Here is a 21530-nt window from a genome sequence, read left to right on the forward strand (position 1 = left end):
AATCCTTTTTATAAATACTTTTTAATTAGTTTGACCTCTCCTAAATCCTCTCCTGGAAGGAGAGGACTTACCCTCGATGACATACATTTGGTAATGAATGTTCCCTCTCTTGCGCTGAGCTTCAAAGCAGTGCTTGAAGCACGCTCAGGAGAGGGCCGGGGTGAGGTGGAAATCAAAAATTAGTATTTATAAGCATCAGACTTGAATGGACCTTCAACAGGTACGCCTAGGTAGTCTGCCTGTTCTGGAGTCAATTGAGTCAGAACACCACCGAAACCGGCAACCATTGCAGCAGCAACTTCTTCGTCTAATTTCTTAGGAAGCAGTTCTACACGAATCGCTGCTTGTTTTTGATCTTCAGGAAGATCCGCAAATTTCTCAGCGAACAGGTGCATTTGACCCAATACTTGGTTCGCGAATGAACCGTCCATCACACGTGATGGGTGACCAGTTGCATTACCCAGGTTTACCAGACGACCTTCAGAAAGCAGGATCAGGTAATCATTTTCATTTTCTGAACGATATACTTGGTGTACTTGAGGTTTCACTTCAACCCATTTGTAACCACGTAGGTAGTTAGTATCGATTTCAGTGTCGAAGTGACCGATGTTACAAACCACTGCGCCAGCTTTCAGTGTATCCAACATTGCAGCGTCACATACGTGGTAGTTACCAGTGGTAGTCACGATCAGGTCGGTATTTTGAAGAAGATCAACGTTCACATCTTCTTTTTTGCCAGTTTGAACGCCATTTTTGTATGGAGAAACCACTTCATAACCGTCCATGCATGCTTGCATTGCACAGATTGGATCGATTTCAGAAACACGTACGATCATGCCTTCTTGACGAAGAGACTGAGCAGAACCTTTACCTACGTCACCATAGCCGATCACTAATGCACGACGGCCAGAAAGCAGCATGTCAGTTGCACGTTTGATCGCATCATTTAGAGAGTGACGGCAACCGTATTTGTTGTCGTTTTTAGACTTGGTTACTGAATCGTTGACGTTGATCGCAGGAACTTTCAGAGAGCCGTCTTTCCACATTTCCAGAAGACGTGCTACACCTGTAGTTGTTTCTTCAGTAATCCCGTGAATTTTTGCAATCAGTTCAGGATATTTTTCGTGAACAACAGCTGTCAAATCACCGCCATCATCCAGAATCATATTGGCATCCCAAGGTTTGCCATTGACATTAATCTGTTGTTCAAGACACCACATGTATTCTTCTTCTGTTTCGCCTTTCCATGCAAATACAGGAATACCGCGTGCAGCGATTGCAGCAGCAGCATGGTCTTGAGTAGAGAAGATGTTACAAGAAGTCCAGCGAACTTCAGCGCCTAATTCAACCAGAGTTTCAATTAAAACCGCAGTTTGAATAGTCATGTGGATACAGCCAAGAATTTTGGCACCAGCAAGCGGTTTAGCAGCTGAGTAGCGTTTACGCAAACCCATTAGGGCTGGCATTTCAGCTTCTGCAAGTTTGATTTCTTTACGGCCGTAGTCAGCTAGGGAAATATCGGCAACTTTATAATCTGTAAATGAAGCATTAACCGCGTTCATCACGATCTCCTTATAAAAAACAATAATTGATCATTCAGTTCGCGGATGCCGTTGTTGGTCCGTCTAGAAAAAGTTGGACCGATCGTCGAGCCTGGCGCTTTTACATTTCGTACCTGTAAAACGTCGCAGCATCCCTCGACTAGCGAGGTATTGTACTTGGAAATTAATTTGGTTCCAATCCGAAATTGTTTATTATCTGACTAATAAGAAAATTTTGAAAATATTTTGAGAAATATCCTGATATTTGAAAACTGAAATAAAGTTTTATTCTCGTAAAAAAGCCCATCATCTGACGGGCTTGTTATTTATTCTATGTCCTGCTCAATTTCATCTGCTTTCTTAGTCCAGTAATCTGCCTGTATGTCATCAGCGGCCACACCAAGACCATTGGCATAAATAAAGGCAAGATCACGCATGGCTTGAACTTCACCCCATTCAGCTGCTTGCTTTACAAGAGCGATAGATTTTTCAACATCTTTTTCGACCACATCACCACGACGGTAAAAACCAGCCAGTTCTAAAGTCGCTGCAGAGTGTTTTTCGAAATTGGCTTTGCTCAACCAGTAATAGGCTAACTCAAAGTGAGCTTTAGAATCTTCTGGGTCTTCCTCAGCGATTTCTTTGGCATAAACCGTATAACCCTCACCGAGCCAGTACATGGCTTCAACCCAGCCACCATTGGCTGCTTTCAATGCCCACTCTTCGGCCAGCATGATGTCTTCGTCATGCTCGCTTTGCATATAGAGCTCGGCAAGCTCAAATTGGGCTTCGGCATTGCCTGCCAATGCGCGGTTTGCCAGCGTGGCAGGGGGAGAAACACGCTCAGTCATGTCAGTATCTCAAATATCTTTGTATCTAGATTAAAAGGTTCAAAATAAAAAAGCCAATCCGAAAACTGGCTTTTGTATAAAAGTCGACTGATAGCGCTTAAAACACGCAAACTAAGCTATTTGTTTAGAGGAATAACAATAAAACGAATAGAAAGAGAACAAGAATAAATTTAAATATTTTTCCATGATTCAGAAAGCAAAACAGAGGCCCGAAAGCCGCTGTTGATATACGATTAATGAGATAAGAATTTAGTCTTGCTGGATTCCTGCAACCACCCAATCTTGTTGAGAACCGGCAGGTTTGACAAAGTGCCAGATTTCAGCAAACGGTTGAGGTTGGCTATTCAAGTCTTCACTTACAGTACCAGTGAAGCGTACGCTTACTACGTATTGACCATTCTCATTCGATGAATCCACAACCATTGCATTCAGGTTAGAGAACTCAGCTACGTCCTGATCCTGATTTGCCATAATATCGTTATACATCGACTGGTAAAGATCAGGAGTCAGGTAACGTTTAATTTCTGAAATATTGCTCGCCGTATTCATTGACTGAATGTGGTTAAAGCGCTGACGTGCAACACGTAAGAAAGTCGCAGGTTCTGTACCATCTGGAAGCTGGTTGCCGCTATTGGTATAGGCTGCACCAAATGGCGCATTATTTACCGGAGCTGAACCAAACGGAGCATTTGTGCTTGGTGTGCTACCACCCACGTTCTGACCAAAAATATTGGTATTGTCACCACCGCGAGGAGGTGTCTGACCAAATGGTGCTGAATGACCAGCACCACTATTTGGAGCGTATGGATTAGAAGCTACTTTTTTTTTTGCGCCCATCTTACGGAAAATGAAGAAGGCAACAGCGGCAGCAAGCAAGATCCAGATCCAGCCAGGAATACCACCTTTTTCCTCTTGTTGCTGTTGAGCTGCTTGAGCTTCAGAAGCCGCTTGTACTTCTTTGTCATCAGCCAGCGCATTGGCAGCAACCGCACCCACGGCAGCACCTGCTACACCGGCAGCAACCATACTACCTACACCTGGGCCAGATCTTTGCTGAGTTGCAGCACCAGCGGCTGGAGCCTGTTGTGCTGGCGCAGCTTGACGAGGTTGTTGATAAGATTGAGTAGGCGCAGCAGAACGTTGCATACCATGGCTTTTACCGCCACCGGCACGTTTTGCTTCAGCAGTTAAAGGAGCAACCAGTAATGCTGCTGTTAAAAGACCTGCAATCAAACCACGCTGTCGAACTTCCATTCAATTTTCCTATGTGAAAAAAACTTATTTGAATACTCTATTTATATAGGCTTTATAGGGGATTTCAATCAAAAATGTGTATTTTTTTAAGCTTTTTGCAAGATTTATCGATTAAAACTAACTGAGTTCATCACTTAGGCTCATGGCTTCACTCAGGGCTTCATGCAATCGGGCTACAGCAATGACCTGTACGCCGGGAATCGGTTTTTGCGGTGCATTGGCACGCGGTAAAATAATATATTTAAAACCATGTTTGACTGCCTCTTTCAGACGTTCCTGACCATTCGGCACTGGACGAATTTCACCAGAAAGACCAACTTCACCAAAAACAGCGAGTTGCTGAGGCAAGGCTTTAGTCCGGATACTGGATGCACACGCTAAAAGTACAGCCAGGTCAGAACCGGTTTCGGTAATTTTTAAACCACCGACGATATTGACATAGACATCCTGACCGGATGTTTGTACGCCACCATGACGATGCATTACAGCCAGTAGCATATTCAGACGATTCTGTTCTAAACCTAAGGCTACACGGCGTGGCTGACCATGGGCATCATCGACCAAAGCCTGAACTTCAACCAGGAGTGGGCGAGTTCCTTCACGGCTAATCATGACGATGGAACCTGGAATCGCTTCATCATAACGACTGAGGAAAATGGCAGATGGATTGGCGACTTCACGCAGACCTTTATCGGTCATGCCAAAGACGCCAAGTTCATTGACTGCACCGAAACGGTTTTTGACTGCGCGGATCATACGGTAACGAGAATCCGACTGGCCTTCAAAATACAGCACACAGTCCACCATATGTTCCAATACACGTGGACCTGCTAAGGCACCTTCTTTAGTCACATGACCGACAATAAACAGGGCAGTTCCGCTATTCTTGGCGAAACGGGTCAGTAGGGCGGCAGACTCACGGATCTGTGATACACCACCTGGCGCAGACTGCAAGGTTTCGGTATATAAAGTCTGAATCGAATCCAGAATCGCAACAGCAGGACGTTCCTGTGCAAGCACCTCGCAAATGCGTTCCACACAGGTTTCTGCCATGACTTTCAACTGGTCTGTGGGTAAGTCCAGACGCTGGGCACGCAATGCCACCTGAGACAGGGATTCTTCACCTGTGACATAGAGAGCAGAGCTGTTGCCGGCTGCCATATGGGTTGCAGTTTGCAATAAGATAGTTGACTTACCAATCCCCGGATCACCACCAATTAGCACCACGGAACCTGTAACGAGACCACCACCTAAGACTCGGTCAAATTCGCCAATCCCGGTTTGCAGACGGGTTTCATGTGAAACAGACACTTTATTTAAGGTAGTAATCGCAGCTGCCTGACCGGCATAACCTCCAATTTTTGGCTGAGCACGATGTGTCGTTGCTGGCGCAATACTGACTTCTACCAGACTGTTCCATTCCCCACATTCAGAACACTGACCCGCCCATTTAGGATGGTCTGCTCCACATTGTTCACAACGATACACACTTTTTGCTTTAGCCATAATTTCCGAAAATAAATATTGGGAATGGGGGCTACAGCATAGCGGTGAATGAGACTGAAAACCAAGACCTTTGGCTGAAAAAGTCACTGATTTACGTCAGCATATGACGCATATGAATTTACCTTTCTACATGAAAGTGAAATACCTTCTATAATGAGAAAATTCATCACGGGTACAGGAATCCTGACATGCCACAACTTTTAAAACATATCGATGCGATCGCACGTGAAAAAGACCGTGATGTATTATTTGTACATTTTGAAAATTACGAACATGAAAATGCAGATGCTGAGTCCTATCATTTGCGGCAGAACCTAGTGGAATGGCTGGAGCAACGCCAAATTAACTTTGCACCCTGTATGGGGATAGAACAGCCTGGCGTAATTGAAAGTTATTCAGGTGATCTTTATATCGATGTGCCATTTGATGAAGCCCATCCGGTTTACCAAATGGTCAGTGAACATCTGGAAGATGCCGAAGGGGAGATGAAGATTCCGGGAGTGCTGTTCTTTGTATTATCTCTAGAAACTGCGCTGGAAATTGAAGCCGATCGTGAAGAATTCTTAAATCTAAATCAAGCTCATGATGATGACGATGAATTTTCTGGCCGTGTGAACTGATATTTTTAGCAAACTTAAATAATAAAAAAGCCACGATGAACGTGGCCTTTTTATTAAGGGTTTTAAATTTGATTAATACAGTTCACCTGATTTACGGCGAGCAATAAAATCTTTGGATTCTTTCACGATCACTCCAGACAGTAGTAACAGGCCGATCAAGTTTGGAATCGCCATCAAACCGTTGAAGGTATCTGCAAACAGCCAGACCAGATCTAGTGTCGCGACACAGCCAATAAATACTGACAGGATATAGATGATGCGATAAGGGAATACAAATTTCTCACCGAGCAGATAAGTGGCACATTTTTCCCCGTAGTAGCTCCAGCCTAAAATGGTGGAATAGGCGAAGAAGATAATGCCGAAGGTCACAATCCAGCCACCAACACCTGGCAGCAGTTTGTTAAATGTAGAAACGGTCAGAACAGCACCGGTTTGTCCACCAAAATCACTGCCGGCCATGATGAAGCCCATCACTAGGACAATACCGGTAATCGAACAGACAATAATCGTGTCAATAAAGGTTCCGGTCATGGAAACCAATCCTTGACGTGCAGGGTGATCGGTTTTTGCAGCAGCTGCGGCAATCGGTGCTGAACCCATACCAGCTTCATTTGAGAATACACCACGCGCGACACCATAACGAATCGCCGCACCAATCGCACCACCTACGGCAGCTTCACCAGTAAAAGCATAGGTGAAAATCATTTTTAGTGCAGGACCCACTAAATCGAGATGGGTGAAAATAATGATCAGACCGCCCGCCACATAACCAATCGCCATAATTGGAACGATGAAGGAAGCAGCTCTAGAAATCCACTTAATCCCGCCTAGAATTACCAGTGCAGAAAACGCAGTGATCACGATCCCTGTAACCCAGGTTTCCAGACCGAAACCATTTTCTACCGCGAGTGCAACAGTGTTGGACTGAACTGAACTACCAATTCCGAAAGATGCGACAGCACCAAAGAACGCAAAAATCAGCGCCAGCCATTTCCATTTCAGGCCACGCTCAATGTAATACATTGGACCGCCAGACATTTCACCGCGTTCATTTTTAACCCGGTATTTGACGGCCAGTACACCTTCGCCATATTTGGTTGCCATTCCGAACAGGGCAGTCATCCACATCCAGAATACGGCCCCAGGACCACCCAGTACACAGGCAGTTGCGACACCGGCAATATTACCGGTACCGATGGTAGCTGACAGTGCGGTCATGAGTGAGCCAAACTGGGAAATATCGCCTTCATGCGAAGGGTGTTTGCCAAAAACCTGTTTAAAGGCCAGTGGCAACATGCGGAACTGCCAGAACAGCAGGCGGAAGGTCAGGAATATACCGGTACCGACAATGAGGACCAGCATATATGGGCCCCAGACCCAGCCACTGACGGTTTCCATGATGCTTTGTAAATTTTGCATAAATTTCTTCTTATTTATCCGTGTCAGCTTTATTTGAGATGTTGATTGAAAAGCAATTGCTATGCCATGCGCGCTCATCCTAAACGCGAATATTGGCGGATTTGTATTCTATTTTTTACATAGTTTCAGCGCTTTGACAAGAAAAATCCTGTATTCATTGCGCCTTAAAACTAAGACTAAAGATAAATGAATATTGATATAAGAAAAATAAATTAACTTGCAAGATTAGTTGGAAAATACAAATGATGCGAATTTTCTTTTTGTATTCCGGGTTTTTTACGTTAATTTGTCGCGATTAAAACTCAAAGTTGAAATGAAATAATGTCAGAAAAATATAGTCACTCATCATCGGAAGATGGTGAGCTACAGCGTAGTTTATCCAATCGGCACCTGCAGTTAATTGCCATTGGGGGTGCGATTGGCACCGGCCTGTTTATGGGTTCAGGTAAAACCATTAGCCTGGCAGGACCATCCATTCTGGTGATCTATATGATCATCGGTTTTATGGTGTTTCTAGTCATGCGCGCGTTGGGTGAATTACTGTTATCCAATCTGCAATATAAATCTTTCATCGATTTTGCCACCGATCTGATCGGGCCATGGGCAGGTTATTTTGTCGGCTGGACCTACTGGTTATGCTGGATCACGATTGGTATCGCGGATTTGTCAGCCATTATCTATTACTTGCAATTCTTTAATAACGGTCTGCCATTTACTCCGGGTGAAGGCGTGTTGATCAGTATTGCCTCTATTGTCTTTATTATGGGCTTGAACCTGGCAACCGTGAAACTGTTTGGTGAAATGGAATTCTGGTTTGCTTTGATCAAGATTATCGCCATTATTGTACTGATCGCCGTAGGTTTATGGATGATCTTTACTGGCTTTACTAGTGATGCAGGTACGGTCGCTTCATTTGCCCATATCTGGGATCATGGCGGTTTATTCCCGACAGGAACTATGGGTTTCCTGGCTGGTTTCCAGATTGCGATTTTCGCCTTTGTAGGTGTAGAGCTGGTTGGTACTACGGCTGCTGAAACCAAAGATCCAGAGCGTAACTTGCCGAAAGCGGTGAACTCGATTCCGATCCGTATTATTATTTTCTATGTGCTGGCTCTGATCATTGTGATGTCAGTAACACCATGGGATCAGATCAATCCAAATGTTTCTCCGTTTGTGAATCTGTTCAGTCAGGCAGGTATTGCGGCGGCTGCAATCATCATGAACCTGGTAGTGCTGTCATCAGTAATGTCATCGATGAATAGTGGAGTGTTCTCAACCAGCCGTATGTTGTTCGGTTTATCTCGTGAAGAACAGGCACCGAAAGCCTTTGGTCGTTTGAATTCGCGCGCCGTTCCAGCGAATGCTTTGTATTTCTCTGCGATCTGTTTATTGCTCGGTGCAGCATTACAGTACTTCGTGCCGAATACGGTTGAAGCATTTACTTTGGCAACAACTTTGTCGACTATTCTGTTTATCTGTGTATGGCTGATCATTATCTGGAGCTACATGATCTATTACCGTACCCGTCCGGAATTGCATGCTAAATCCATATTCAAGTTGCCTGGTGGGTTGGTGACTTGCTGGATCGTGATTATTTTCTTTGTCGGCATGATTGGTGTGTTATCGTTGGAAGATGATACCCGTCGTGCCTTGATGGTCAGTCCGGTCTGGTTCATTTTGCTGATTATTGGATATTTAGGCTTATATAAACAGAAACATAAATAATCCATATCAATAAAAACGTCAGCGATCTGCTGGCGTTTTTTTATGTCTGAATATACTCTCTAGCGTTTAGCGCTTTGGTCATACGGATGATCGCGTTATACTTCATCGAAAATACTCATATAGGTGGTCAGATGCGTCAGGTCATTTGCTACATCAGTTTAATTACAGTCGGTTTTGCCTTGGTCGGTTGTGGTCAGTCGGGAGCTTTACATCTTCCAAATGATCCAAACTACGATAAACGTGCCAAGTATTTACTCTATAAAAATACTGAATCTGCACCGCAAGTATCAGATGAACAACAGGATGCGCCGGTCAAGCAGCAATTTGAAGCGCCCGCTGAATCCGATTCAACACCATCTCCTTAAGACTTTCAGAGAAAGGATACATTCATGAGTTTCACCCGCATTAATGGGGTATTGCATGCTGAGCAATGTTCACTGCAACAGCTCGCAGAGCAATTTGGCACACCACTTTATGTTTATTCAAAAGCAACTTTTGAAAAGCATTATCTGGATATGGACCGTGCTTTTAGCTTTATCGATCATCAAATCTGTTTTGCGGTAAAGTCAAACTCTAATCTTGCGGTATTGAATGTATTGGCCAAGCAGGGTGCTGGTTTCGATATCGTGACTGGTGGTGAACTGGCTCGTGTCTTGAAAGCCGGTGGTGAGCCTTCAAAAATCGTATTCTCAGGCTTGGGTAAATCTGAAGCAGATATTAAAAAGGCATTAGAAGTAGGCATCGCCTGTTTTAATGTGGAATCTTATGCCGAACTGGACCGTATTCAGAAAGTAGCGGCTGAACTTAAGGTTAAAGCGCCGATTTCTCTACGTGTTAATCCGGATGTTGATGCCAAGACTCATCCATATATTTCCACTGGTTTAAAAGAAAACAAATTTGGTATTCCATCAGATAGCGTATTTGATACCTATGCTTATGCAGCATCATTGCCAAATCTTGAAGTGGTCGGGATTGACTGTCATATCGGTTCGCAGTTGACTGAAACTCAGCCGTTTGTTGATGCGCTGGATCGTGTCATTGTGATGATCGACAAGCTGAAAGACATGGGCATCAACCTGAAACACATCGATATTGGTGGTGGTCTGGGTGTGACCTATAAAGATGAAACACCGCCATCGGTTGAAGAATATGCCAATGCCATGCGTCCTGCTTTAGAAAAACTGGGCCTGAAAGTGTATATGGAACCGGGTCGTAGTATTTCAGCGAATGCAGGCGTGTTACTGACCAAAGTGGATCTGCTGAAACCAACCAATCACCGTAACTTTGCCATCATTGATGCCGCGATGAATGACCTGATTCGTCCAGCTTTATATGAAGCATGGATGGATATTCAGTCTGTGACACCGCGTACAGATGTGGAAACAAAAGAATGGGATGTGGTGGGCGCGATCTGTGAAACAGGCGATTTCCTGGGCAAAGAACGCGAGCTTGCCATTAAAGAAAATGATGTACTAGCAGTTCTTGGGGCTGGTGCATATGGTTTCGTAATGAGTTCAAACTATAACAGTCGTGGCCGTGCTGCTGAAGTGATGGTGGATGGTGATCAGGCGCATCTGATTCGTGAGCGTGAAACGGTTGAATCACTTTGGGAACGTGAGCGTTTATTGCCTTAAGGAGACTGAATAATGTTGCTTGAATTTACCAAGATGCATGGCCTGGGCAATGATTTTATGGTGGTAGACCTGATTAGCCAGCGTGCTTATCTGGATACTCTCACTATTCAGCGCTTGGCAAATCGTAACTTTGGTGTGGGTTTTGACCAGCTCTTGATTGTTGAACCGCCTGATATTCCAAGTGCAGATTTTAAATACCGTATTTTTAATGCGGATGGTTCTGAAGTTGAGCAGTGCGGTAATGGTGTGCGCTGTTTTGCCCGTTTCGTGCATGAACGTCAATTAACGACTAAAACCAAAATCAAGGTACAGACCAAAGCTGGAATCGTGGAACCTGAACTTGGTGCCAATGGCTGGGTACGAGTGAATATGGGTTATCCAAAATTCCTACCTCAGGAAATTCCATTCGTGGCTGAAGAACCGGAAAATCTGTATGACATCGATCTGGCGGGTGGTGAGAAACTGACGATTGATGTGGTGAATATGGGTAATCCACATGCAGTGACGATTGTTCCGGATGTGTTGACTGCTGATGTGGCTAAAATTGGTCCACAGGTGGAATCTCATGTGCGTTTCCCGGCACGCGTTAATGCTGGATTTATGCAGATCATTGATGAAAAGCATGCTCGTTTACGTGTTTATGAGCGTGGTGTAGGCGAAACACTGGCTTGTGGTACAGGTGCCTGTGCTGCAGCAGTGTCTGGTATGCGCCGTGGTTTGTTATCTAGCAAGGTCGAAATTGAACTTGCGGGTGGTAAATTGCAGATTGAATGGAAAGAAGGTGATGTAGTCTGGATGACGGGCCCAACCGCCAATGTTTATGAAGGTCGACTGGACTTGCGCTACTTCCAGGGTTAATCCCACATTTATTTCTCTAAAAAGCACCGCACATAGTACGGTGCTTTTTTTATGATAGGATGAATTCCATATTTAATTGATATCACAACAGCTCTATGAATCAGCTTGTGTTTTTACCGGGTGCATCAGGCAGCCAAGGCTTTTGGCAGCCGTTGTTGGCTCATTTAAAAACAGATCAATCTACAAAAATATTGACATATCCGGGCTTCGATGGGGTAGAACCAAATTCAACTATTCAAAATCTTCATGATCTGCAGGAACTCATCACAGAGCAGATTGAGGATGATTCGATTCTGGTTGCCCAGTCCATGGGGGGAGTTCTTGCAGTTGGGCTTGCCCTCGAACATCCAGAGAAAGTCAAAGGACTGGTGTTACTGGCAACTTCTGGTGGTCTGGATCTATCACAGTTTGGTTGTGCTGACTGGCGAACAAATTATCGCGAACAGTTTAAGGCTGTTCCTGACTGGTTTTTACAAGATCAAACCGTGTTTAGTCTGGAGCAATTAAGCAATCTTGAGATTCCTGTTCTATTGATCTGGGGTGATCAAGACGCTTTAAGTACCGTTCAGGTGGGGCAATGCTTAAAGCAAAATTTGAAACATGCAAACCTGCATATAATTCAAAACGGGGATCATTTCTTTGCGGCGACTCATCCAGTACAGACCGCAGAACTGATTGAAGCTTGGCTGGAGTCAATTGAATGGAGCAAGTAAAGCTTTCTGCAAAAGACTTGCTCGGAATCTGGCTCAAAGAACGTGAGATCCAGAACCAGTCTAAACATACCTTGCAGGCCTATGAACGTGATGTGGCTGATTTTCTGGAGTTCTGCGCAGTACAACAACTAGTGCTTAATGATGTGGAAGCCACGGATTTACGCCAATTTCTGGCTGAAAAAGTCGAGCAGTACGGATTAAGTTCGAGTAGCTTGCAGCGGATGCTTTCTTCGATTCGCCAGTTCATGAAATGGGCAGAGCAGGCGCAGTATCTGGCATTTAATCCGGCTGATGATTTTCAGTTGAAACGTCAATCACGTCCTTTGCCGGGTATGGTGGATATTGAAACTGTGAACCAGATTCTGGACCAGCCGGCTCCAGAAACCGAAGCGCAGCAGCAAATGTGGTTGAGAGACAAGGCGATTCTGGAATTACTCTATTCCAGTGGTTTACGTTTGGCAGAAATTCAGAGCTTAAGAATCAAGGATGTTGATTTTAATCGTCAGCTCTTGCGTATTACTGGTAAAGGCAATAAAACCCGGGTAGTGCCTTTTGGTTCAAAAGCCAAAGACAGTCTGATGGAATGGCTAAAAGTTTATCCGCTCTGGAATGGTGATTTTGTACCTGACGCGAATGTATTTATCACCCAAAAAGGCAATCCGCTCGGTGCACGGCAAATTGAAAACCGGGTCAAGTTTCAGGCGCAGCGTGCAGGGGTTAATGTTGACCTGCATCCGCATTTATTGCGGCATTGTTTTGCCAGCCATATGCTGTCGAATAGTGGTGATCTTCGTGCCGTTCAGGAAATGTTGGGGCATAGCAATTTGAGTACCACACAAATTTATACTCATATTGATTTTGATCGACTTGCGCAGATTTATGATCAGGCGCATCCGCGGGCACAGCATAAAGAATAGGGAAAATATAAAGTTTTCTTCCGCTTGTCGGATGATTAGGATTCATGGCATAAAACTTTCATGTATCATGCTCAAAATATGACCTGAACAGACTGTTGGAAAGATATTTCACTATTGTCTTATTTTTCAAATGGCTGTTTTCGGATATAAGTATAAATAGTAATCAATTTTTAAAAGAAAATCAGCGATCTCGATACTGGAATTTTTATGGACACAGCAATTATCCCGGATATACAACAAAAGTATGCGCAGTTAAGCCCAGCTCAAAAAGACATGTTCGCGGGTTATGGTTTACGCCAGATCAAACATTTTGTTGAGATTAGCTTGCCCACTATTGAAGCCGTTCTCCCTGAAGGGGCAATTGTGCAAGGGATTAATGCAGAAGGGAAAATACAGGCTTATAATCCTGAGACAGACCAGTATTATCTATGGATTTCTGATCTGCAATGGCAGACCACGCAGCGAGCCAGTAAAGCTGTTGACCTGAAAGAAGATGCGCTCGAAATTTGGAATATTTTCGATCTGAAGTCTTATGAACTGATTGAACTGAGTCATGTGCATCGTGACTTTCTGCAAGTTTAATGAACATGAAGGATGACTAAGGTCATCCTTTTTTATTGCTAAAATATTTTATAAGTCATCCAAGGGTAACTGAAAACTTTGCTTGATAATCTGGCTGGGTAAATCTGTTTTGACACTGGTAATGCCATTTTTCTTGGTCAAATGTGTGGACTGGAATTTACGGTAACTTTCCAGATCAGGCACCACAACTTTTAACATCGCATCACATTCACCCAGAATGATATAGCACTCCATCACTTGAGGCAGTTCTTTCATCGCCTCGATAAAAGTATCAATGGTTTCTGCATCCTGACCGACCAGCCAGATCCGTGAAAATAGAATCAGTTGAAAACCGATTTTTTGTGAATCGACAATGGTGGTGTAATTCTGGATTACGCCCGCATCTTCAAGCAATTTTACCCGACGCAGACAGGAAGAAGGGGATAGTCCAATTTCCCGCGCCAGATCGTTATTCTGAATACGGCCATTGGCTTGCAAGTGATGAATGATATTTTTATCAATTCGATCAAGTTTTACTCGCACAGATTTGGAAGATATTTTCATAAATTAGAATATAATTCGAAAAATAATACTTATTATAAAATAAATTGAAAGCCTATTTTGTAAAAATTCGCAGATACTAATTCCACTTTCCGAAGATTCAAAGGAAAAAGGAAATGTCTGTATTTGCACTTTTTGCACTGACCGTGCTCCCCCTGATTTTTACACCTGGACCAGATATGCTGTTTATCCTGTCTCAAGTGATGGGTAAAGATGCAAAAGCAGGCATGATGGCAACTATCGGGATTTGTTCAGGTTATCTGGTACATTCCATTTTGGTAGCAATAGGAATCGCAGCGATTATCGTGTCTTTTCCGGTATTGTTTGAGGCGATTCGCTGGTTGGGTATTGCTTATTTGCTCTATCTGGCTTGTAGACTGTTGAAATCAGTATTTAGCAAAAATTCAATGAAAATTGAGAAAAAGACCAGTGCTAATCCAGTGAAAAAAGGCTTCTTTACGGCCTTACTCAATCCTAAAGGCATGCTGATCTATTTTGCGATCTTGCCGCAGTTTATCGATAAAAGCGGAAATACTGTAAGCCAAGGCTTAATTCTCTCTTTTATTTTTATCGGCATGATTTTCATTGTTTATTGTGCTCTCAGCATTCTGTTCAGCAGAATTATCCGCAATACACAAATTGATGAGCGTAAACAGAAATGGGTTGATGGCACCTCAGGTGGTTTACTTGCCCTTGCTGCAAGCTGGTTAATTATTAATTAAGCAATGGCGTATTTTAAAAAAGCATACTGCTCCCGGTATGCTTTTTTTATATTTATAGATTGATGACAACCCGATTTTTAGACCTGCCAACAAAATAAAGCGGAGTAAATTGAGCAGATATGCAGAATAAATGATGAACAATTCTCTATTATGTCCAAACTGACCAAAGCGGTCATTTTTAAATATAAGTCATTTTCCACAAATCTCAGGACGGATTTGTGCATTTAATAAGCAAAAATCAAAAGTTCTGATGTGTTTCATCAAATAAAAACATAATAAAAATCAAAGGTTAAATTTTATTAAATATTGATAAAATTCATTGTAATAAATCGATACGGATTAATTGTGAACGCATCGTTCAAGGAAAATTACGCATTTTTACAGCTCTTTGCTGAATTGTGACTTGACCGAAATGCCGTGCACATTGCAAGATAGGGCACCTAAAAAAATTTAAGTGAAGAGTTATTATAACTTTTCTCAACATTTACATTTGCTAAAACAGCCGAGGATTACATGAAGGCTCTTGTTGCTGTAAAACGTGTGGTTGATGCCAACGTTAAGGTTCGCGTTAAGCCGGACAACAGTGGTGTTGACTTAACAAACGTTAAAATGTCAATTAACCCATTCTGTGAAATCGCGGTGGAAGAAGCGGTTCGTTTAAAAGAAAAAGGAACTGTTTCAGAAATCGTTGTTGTTTCTATTGGTCCTAAAGAAGCTCAAGAACAAATCCGTTCTTCTATGGCTCTTGGTGCTGATCGCGGTATCCTGGTTGAAGCTGATGACAGCCAGTTAGGTGCTCTTGAAGTAGCAAAAATTCTTAAAGGTGTTGTTGATGCTGAACAACCACAATTGATTCTTCTTGGTAAACAGGCGATTGATGACGACTCTAACCAGGTTGGTCAGATGCTTGGAGCGCTTCTAGGTGCAGGCCAAGGTACTTTTGCTTCTGAAGTAAAAGTTGAAGGCGATAAAGTACAAGTGACTCGTGAAATCGACGGTGGTTTACAAACTGTTGAATTGAACCTGCCAGCCATCATTACAACTGACTTGCGTTTGAACGAGCCACGTTATGCTGCGCTTCCAAACATCATGAAAGCGCGTAAAAAACCGCTGGATACCAAGTCACCTGCAGATTTCGGTGTCAGCACTACAACTAAACTGAAAACAGTGAAAGTTGAATCTCCTGCAGAGCGTAAAGCTGGCGTACAGGTGAAGTCTGTAGACGAGCTTGTAGAAAAATTGAAAAACGAAGCGAAAGTGATCTAATACAGAAGGATAAAAATCATGAGTATTTTAGTTATCGCTGAGCACGACAACAAAGCATTAAACGCTGCTACTTTAAACGTTGTTGCTGCGGCGCAAAAAATCGGTGGTGATATCACTGTATTGGTTGCTGGTTCTGGCGCTCAAGCAGTTGCTGATCAGGCAGCTAAAGTTGCTGGCGTAAGCAAAGTATTGCTTGCGGATGACGCGGCTTATGCAAACCAATTGGCTGAAAACGTAGCTAAACTGGTTGCTGAATTGGGCAAAGGCTATAGCCATATCCTTGCTGCTTCTACTACGACTGGTAAAAACATCCTGCCACGTGCAGCTGCGCTACTAGACGTAAGCATGATCACAGACATCATTGCTGTTGATTCTGCAAACACATTCAAGCGTCCGATCTATGCAGGTAACGCGATTGCAACTGTAGAATCTGCTGAATCAGTTGTTGTTGCAACTGTTCGTGGTACTGCATTTGATCCAGTTGCTGCTGAAGGTGGTTCTGCTGCTGTTGAAGCTGCTACAGCGACTGGTGATGCTGGTATTTCTAAGTTCATTAACGAAGAAATCGTTAAATCTGAACGTCCAGAATTAACTGCTGCTCGTATTGTTGTTTCTGGTGGTCGTGGTGTTGGTTCTGGTGAGAACTATCACAAAATCCTTGATCCACTTGCAGACAAGCTGGGTGCAGCTCAAGGTGCATCTCGTGCCGCAGTTGACGCAGGCTTTGTTCCTAACGATATGCAGGTTGGTCAAACAGGTAAGATCGTTGCGCCTGACCTGTACATCGCTGTAGGTATCTCTGGTGCGATTCAGCACTTGGCTGGTATGAAAGAGTCTAAAGTGATCGTTGCGATCAACAAAGACGAAGAAGCACCAATCAATGCAGTTGCTGACTACTGGTTAGTTGGTGACCTGAACACTGTTATTCCAGAATTAGTATCTAAAATCTAATTCTTGCATAATATGAAAAATACCCTGAAGTGAAAACTTTGGGGTATTTTTTTGTGGTTAAATCACATTATCTAAAGAATAAGAATAAAACATGCTGTCATCTTTATATCAGCCTTTAATTGAAAACCCGAGCTTTTATCGACTCTTTTGTGTCGTGCTGATTGGTTTTATAGGCGCGGTATTGGCATATCTTGTCTTTCTGATACAGATTCCAAGTCTTTGGATCGTGTTTGCCTTATGTGTGATCGTGGGGGCTATTTACTGTATTTATCTCTATGCATGTTCAGATCAACAAGTGCTTGATCAGGCTACATCTTGGATTGTTATAAGCAATGAACGTTTTCAAAGCAGCAGTTATGGCATACAAGGCGATGCACTGGTCATGCTGATCATGATTCTCCCTTTTGTATTGTTGACGTGGTGTCTCTACTGGGTGCTCAATATTTTAAGTAAACCCACAATGCATAATTAAGATTTTATTTAAAAAAAATAAAATTCTGTTTGATTGTTTGTTGAGGTGTCTAAGTTGAAATTCTGATTGATCAATCAAGGTCTAATCAGATATCCCTGTTTTAAGCGAGCGAAATCATAATCTTCGATGACATTCATTTCGCTATTAAAGATTCGAAATATCCCTGTAACGATCACTTATTCATCATGCATATGTTAAAGCGTTCACACTTTAGTCAGGGTTTTTAAATGGCATAAAAATGGTGCAAAAAAAGACATCTAGAGAAAGCATCTTTTTGGACATTAAAAAGTGAAGAAGTGATTAAAATTCCTGCGAAATTCCTAGGTGAGATTCAGTCTAAAACAGGTTAATTTGGGTGCTTTTATGCTATACTGTCTGACTGAATTTTAAATATTGGTTCAGCATTTTTTGGACCAATTTATAGCTGGATTTACGACATATAAATACAGGCTAAACAGAGCCTGTAGAATAAGGAGTATGCATGAGCGTATCGGAAATTAGACCGATTGCCATTGAGGATGAACTTAAAAGCTCATATCTCGATTATGCAATGAGCGTGATTGTGTCACGTGCATTGCCAGATGTACGAGATGGTTTAAAACCGGTTCATCGTCGTGTGCTTTTCGCAATGCACGAATTAGGCAATGACTATAACAAAGCATATAAAAAATCTGCACGTGTAGTCGGTGACGTGATCGGTAAATATCACCCGCATGGTGATTATGCCGTTTATGAAACGATTGTCCGTATGGCACAAGAATTTAGCTTGCGTTACCAGTTGGTAGATGGCCAGGGTAACTTCGGTTCTGTCGATGGTGATAGTGCAGCGGCAATGCGTTATACCGAAGTGCGTATGCGTAAGCTGACCCATGAGCTCCTTGCTGATCTTGAAAAAGATACAGTGGAATGGGAAGACAACTACGACGGTTCTGAGCGCATTCCGCAAGTAATGCCTACGCGTATTCCTAACCTGTTGATTAATGGTGTTGCTGGTATTGCCGTAGGTATGGCGACCAATATGGCACCGCATAACATGACAGAAGTCATCAATGCCTGCCTGGCCTATGCCAATGATCCAAATATCAGCATTGAAGGGCTGATGGAACATATCTCAGGTCCAGACTTCCCTACAGGCGGTATTATTTACGGTAAATCTGGCATTGTAGACGCTTACCGTACCGGTAAAGGCCGTTTGCATATCCGTGGTAAATACCACATCGAAGAAGATGCAAAATCTGGCCGTAGCACGATTGTATTCACTGAAATTCCTTATCAGGTCAACAAAGCGAGAACCATTGAGCGTATCGCTGAGCTGGTGAAAGAAAAAAAACTCGAAGGGATCTCTGAACTTCGTGATGAGTCAGATAAAGAAGGCATGCGTATTGCGATTGACCTGAAGCGTGGTGAAAACGCTGAAGTGATCGTGAATAACCTGTTCCAGAATACACAGTTAGAAAACTCATTTAGCATCAACATGGTTTGTCTGGACAATGGCCAACCGAAGTTGATGAACCTGAAAGACATCATTGCGGCGTTTATCCGTCACCGTCAAGAAGTCGTGACACGTCGTACCATGTTTGAGTTACGAAAAGCGCGTGAACGTGGTCATATCTTGGAAGGTCTGACAGTTGCACTTGCAAATATCGATCAGATTATTGAAACCATCAAAACATCTGCAAACCCACAAGAAGCGCGTGAGCGTTTACAAGCGGGCGAGTGGGCAGCAGGCGGTGTAGCAGCATTACTTGAAAAAGCAGGTGCTGTTTCTGTACGTCCTGACGAAATTGAAGGCGAAGATCCTAGCCGTCCATTCGGTATTGATGGCGATGTATATCGCTTATCACCGACGCAAGTTAATGCGATCATGGAACTGCGTTTGCATCGCTTGACTGGTCTTGAGCAAGATAAACTTCAAGCTGAATATTCTGAAATTCTTGCGCAGATTGCTGAATACACAGCTATCTTAAATGACTTCAACCTATTGATGAACGTGATTCGTGAAGAGCTTGCACTGATCCTTCAGCAATATGGTGATGCACGTAAAACCGATATCGTTGAATCGCGTATCGACTTCTCGCGTGAAGATTTGATTCCTGAAGAACAAATGGTACTGACGGTTTCTAAAGCGGGTTATGCGAAAACTCAACCACTGTCTGACTATGCAGCACAGCGTCGTGGTGGTCGTGGTAAATCAGCAACCAGCATGAAAGAAGACGATTACATCCAGCATATGGTTGTAACATCGAACCATGCTACGGTACTTTGCTTCACCAATGTCGGTAAGGTTTATCGCCTGAAAGTTTATGAGGTGCCACAAGCTTCGCGTGGTGCCAAAGGTCGCCCAATGGTGAACTTGTTGCCGCTGGATGACAACGAAACCATTACTGCTATCTTGCCAGTGATTGATGCACCGAAGAAATTCAAAGAACGTCTGGCTGACTTCAAGGCATTTGTGAAGACCAATGCTGCCCAGCTGCAAACCAATGAAGTGATCAATAGTCACTTTGCGGCACTAGAAGCTGCTCTTGCTGAATCTGAAGATGGTGCAGATGATATTTCTGATGCACTGCGTGTTCAATTGAAAGAGCTTGGTTTAGCACTTTCAACCACTGATCTTGATGCTGACATCATCAATGACTTTGCACAGCAAGCCGAAGCTGTTCGTAAGAACTTCTATGTGTTTATGGCGACTGAGTACGGTACGATTAAACGTGTAGAACTGGAACAGTTCTCAAATGTTCGTTCAAACGGTTTACGTGCGATTGAACTGAATGGCGATGACACCTTAATTGGTGTTGCGATTACTGACGGTGAACAGCAAATTATGTTGTTCTCGAACGAAGGTAAAGCAATTCGCTTCGCAGAAACAGATGTACGTTCAATGGGTCGTTCAGCCAAAGGCGTACGCGGTATGCGCGTAACGATTGGTGCTTCTCAGGTTGAAGATGCAGAAGATGCAGATGTTGAATCTGATGATGAAGATACAACTGAAGCTAACTTCATTAGTCGTATCGTATCTCTAGTGGTTGTACCTGAAACCGGTGAAGTGCTGTGTGCTTCTGCAAATGGTTATGGTAAACGTACCCCGGTAGATGACTTCCCAACCAAGAAACGTGGCGGTAAGGGTGTGATTGCAATCAAGACCTCAGAACGTAACGGTGAGCTGGTCGGTGCAGTTGCGATTGACGCATCTAAAGAACTGATGCTGATTTCTGATGGCGGTACATTGGTACGTACCCGTGCTTCTGAAGTGGCACAGACTGGTCGTAATGCACAAGGTGTTCGTCTGATCCGTCTGGCTGAAGATGAAAAACTGGTGGGTGTAGAAGCGATTGAAGCAGTTGAAGATGAGTTGGAAATATTGGAAGATATTGAAAATACTGAATCTGCAGCTGATGATGTAACTGATACACAAGAAGCTGAAAAAGATGATGACAATACAGTAGAGGAATAAGTTCTGCTACTGATGAAAAAGGGCGCTTCGGCGTCCTTTTTTACACATCGGCTAAATGAGAGATAAATAATGAAAACCAGATTGATGCTTTTGACCGCAGCTATTGCACTCAGCGGCTGTAATAATGCAATGGATAGTATGCCTGATCCAAGCCCTGAACAGGAAAAGGCTGCGCAAGTAGCTTATGAAGATCTGCGTGATGGAAAATATGACGAGTTTTTAGCTCAGCTTGAGCCGAAGTTGCAGGCAGAGTTTCAAAATAATGAAAAAATCATGAAGCGTTTTTCACGTTCAATTCCGCAAGGTGAATATAAGTCCAAGACTATCATGAGAAAGAACTTCGAGGAAAATAACGGTAAACCGAGTGAATATAAGGTCAGCTATGAAATTGTCTATCCAAAAAATCTGGTTCAGTATGATGTGAGTTTTGACCAGCCGAATGGCAGTACTAAAATCCGCAACTTTAATATTCAGGTATTTGGTGAATAATTTTCAATGTGAATAG

General features: G+C 43.2%; 20 protein-coding genes. 14 read left to right on the top strand and 6 right to left on the bottom strand.

Features of this window, described 5'->3' with window-relative positions:
- Positions 1-179: 179 nt before the first annotated feature.
- The 4 genes from ahcY to radA all read right to left on the bottom strand — a co-directional run bounded on the left by ahcY (position 180) and on the right by radA (position 5152).
- Positions 180-1562, bottom strand: a complete 1383-nt coding sequence (gene ahcY / locus FTU19_RS00935) for an adenosylhomocysteinase (RefSeq protein WP_005236746.1) — start codon at positions 1560-1562, stop codon at positions 180-182.
- A gap of 305 nt (positions 1563-1867) precedes the next feature.
- On the bottom strand, positions 1868-2392 hold the full coding sequence (locus FTU19_RS00940) for a tetratricopeptide repeat protein (protein ID WP_166137754.1): 525 nt from the start codon (positions 2390-2392) through the stop codon (positions 1868-1870).
- A gap of 249 nt (positions 2393-2641) precedes the next feature.
- Positions 2642-3646, bottom strand: coding sequence for a Tim44 domain-containing protein (locus FTU19_RS00945; protein WP_166137751.1), 1005 nt, complete (start codon positions 3644-3646; stop codon positions 2642-2644).
- Positions 3647-3763: 117 nt separating this feature from the next.
- The gene (radA, locus tag FTU19_RS00950; RefSeq protein WP_166137748.1) at positions 3764-5152 is read right to left on the bottom strand and encodes a DNA repair protein RadA; all 1389 of its coding nucleotides are present in this window, start codon (positions 5150-5152) and stop codon (positions 3764-3766) included.
- A gap of 188 nt (positions 5153-5340) precedes the next feature.
- Between radA and FTU19_RS00955 the strand changes: the two genes are divergently transcribed.
- The gene (locus FTU19_RS00955) at positions 5341-5772 is read left to right on the top strand and encodes a hypothetical protein (RefSeq protein WP_179992791.1); all 432 of its coding nucleotides are present in this window, start codon (positions 5341-5343) and stop codon (positions 5770-5772) included.
- 72 nt (positions 5773-5844) lie between these two features.
- Here the strand turns inward: FTU19_RS00955 and FTU19_RS00960 are convergent, their stop codons facing one another.
- Positions 5845-7191, bottom strand: a complete 1347-nt coding sequence (locus FTU19_RS00960; RefSeq protein WP_034701324.1) for a sodium:alanine symporter family protein — start codon at positions 7189-7191, stop codon at positions 5845-5847.
- A gap of 321 nt (positions 7192-7512) precedes the next feature.
- Between FTU19_RS00960 and FTU19_RS00965 the strand changes: the two genes are divergently transcribed.
- From FTU19_RS00965 to FTU19_RS00995, 7 genes are all read left to right on the top strand, one after another.
- A complete protein-coding gene (locus FTU19_RS00965; RefSeq protein ID WP_005236737.1) occupies positions 7513-8916 on the top strand; it encodes an amino acid permease in 1404 nt (467 codons plus the stop codon).
- A 131-nt stretch (positions 8917-9047) separates the two neighbouring features.
- Positions 9048-9281 carry a lipoprotein gene (locus FTU19_RS00970; RefSeq protein WP_005236736.1) on the top strand — a complete coding sequence of 78 codons (234 nt, stop codon included), beginning with the start codon at positions 9048-9050 and terminating at the stop codon, positions 9279-9281.
- Between the two features lie 24 nt (positions 9282-9305).
- Positions 9306-10550: a diaminopimelate decarboxylase gene (lysA, locus tag FTU19_RS00975; protein WP_159124420.1), complete on the top strand. Its 1245-nt coding sequence runs from the start codon at positions 9306-9308 to the stop codon at positions 10548-10550.
- A 12-nt stretch (positions 10551-10562) separates the two neighbouring features.
- Positions 10563-11408: a diaminopimelate epimerase gene (gene dapF, locus FTU19_RS00980; protein ID WP_004784684.1), complete on the top strand. Its 846-nt coding sequence runs from the start codon at positions 10563-10565 to the stop codon at positions 11406-11408.
- A 95-nt stretch (positions 11409-11503) separates the two neighbouring features.
- The gene (locus tag FTU19_RS00985) at positions 11504-12121 is read left to right on the top strand and encodes an alpha/beta fold hydrolase (protein WP_180129907.1); all 618 of its coding nucleotides are present in this window, start codon (positions 11504-11506) and stop codon (positions 12119-12121) included.
- 26 nt (positions 12122-12147) lie between these two features.
- The gene (gene xerA, locus FTU19_RS00990; RefSeq protein ID WP_180129955.1) at positions 12148-13038 is read left to right on the top strand and encodes a site-specific tyrosine recombinase/integron integrase; all 891 of its coding nucleotides are present in this window, start codon (positions 12148-12150) and stop codon (positions 13036-13038) included.
- Between the two features lie 207 nt (positions 13039-13245).
- Positions 13246-13620 (top strand): hypothetical protein, encoded by a 375-nt coding sequence (locus FTU19_RS00995; protein ID WP_180002083.1) that lies wholly within the window; start codon positions 13246-13248, stop codon positions 13618-13620.
- Positions 13621-13668: 48 nt separating this feature from the next.
- Here FTU19_RS00995 and FTU19_RS01000 read toward each other — a convergent pair whose 3' ends face one another.
- Positions 13669-14163, bottom strand: a complete 495-nt coding sequence (locus FTU19_RS01000; protein WP_005236726.1) for an Lrp/AsnC family transcriptional regulator — start codon at positions 14161-14163, stop codon at positions 13669-13671.
- Positions 14164-14276: 113 nt separating this feature from the next.
- Here FTU19_RS01000 and FTU19_RS01005 point away from each other — a divergent pair, with 113 nt between their 5' ends.
- The 6 genes from FTU19_RS01005 to FTU19_RS01030 all read left to right on the top strand — a co-directional run bounded on the left by FTU19_RS01005 (position 14277) and on the right by FTU19_RS01030 (position 21514).
- Entirely contained in the window at positions 14277-14882 is a 606-nt protein-coding gene (locus FTU19_RS01005; protein ID WP_180129909.1) for a LysE family translocator, read from the top strand.
- A gap of 513 nt (positions 14883-15395) precedes the next feature.
- The gene (locus FTU19_RS01010; protein WP_180129911.1) at positions 15396-16148 is read left to right on the top strand and encodes an electron transfer flavoprotein subunit beta/FixA family protein; all 753 of its coding nucleotides are present in this window, start codon (positions 15396-15398) and stop codon (positions 16146-16148) included.
- A gap of 18 nt (positions 16149-16166) precedes the next feature.
- Positions 16167-17099 carry an electron transfer flavoprotein subunit alpha/FixB family protein gene (locus tag FTU19_RS01015; RefSeq protein WP_180129914.1) on the top strand — a complete coding sequence of 311 codons (933 nt, stop codon included), beginning with the start codon at positions 16167-16169 and terminating at the stop codon, positions 17097-17099.
- 91 nt (positions 17100-17190) lie between these two features.
- Entirely contained in the window at positions 17191-17571 is a 381-nt protein-coding gene (locus FTU19_RS01020) for a hypothetical protein (protein WP_180129916.1), read from the top strand.
- Positions 17572-18052: 481 nt separating this feature from the next.
- The gene (gene gyrA / locus FTU19_RS01025) at positions 18053-21025 is read left to right on the top strand and encodes a DNA gyrase subunit A (RefSeq protein WP_180129919.1); all 2973 of its coding nucleotides are present in this window, start codon (positions 18053-18055) and stop codon (positions 21023-21025) included.
- A 69-nt stretch (positions 21026-21094) separates the two neighbouring features.
- Positions 21095-21514 (top strand): DUF3887 domain-containing protein, encoded by a 420-nt coding sequence (locus tag FTU19_RS01030; protein WP_125278447.1) that lies wholly within the window; start codon positions 21095-21097, stop codon positions 21512-21514.
- Positions 21515-21530: the final 16 nt, after the last annotated feature.

Origin of the sequence: Acinetobacter sp. YH12072 (assembly GCF_013419565.1) — a bacterium.
Taxonomy (GTDB): Bacteria; Pseudomonadota; Gammaproteobacteria; order Pseudomonadales; family Moraxellaceae; genus Acinetobacter.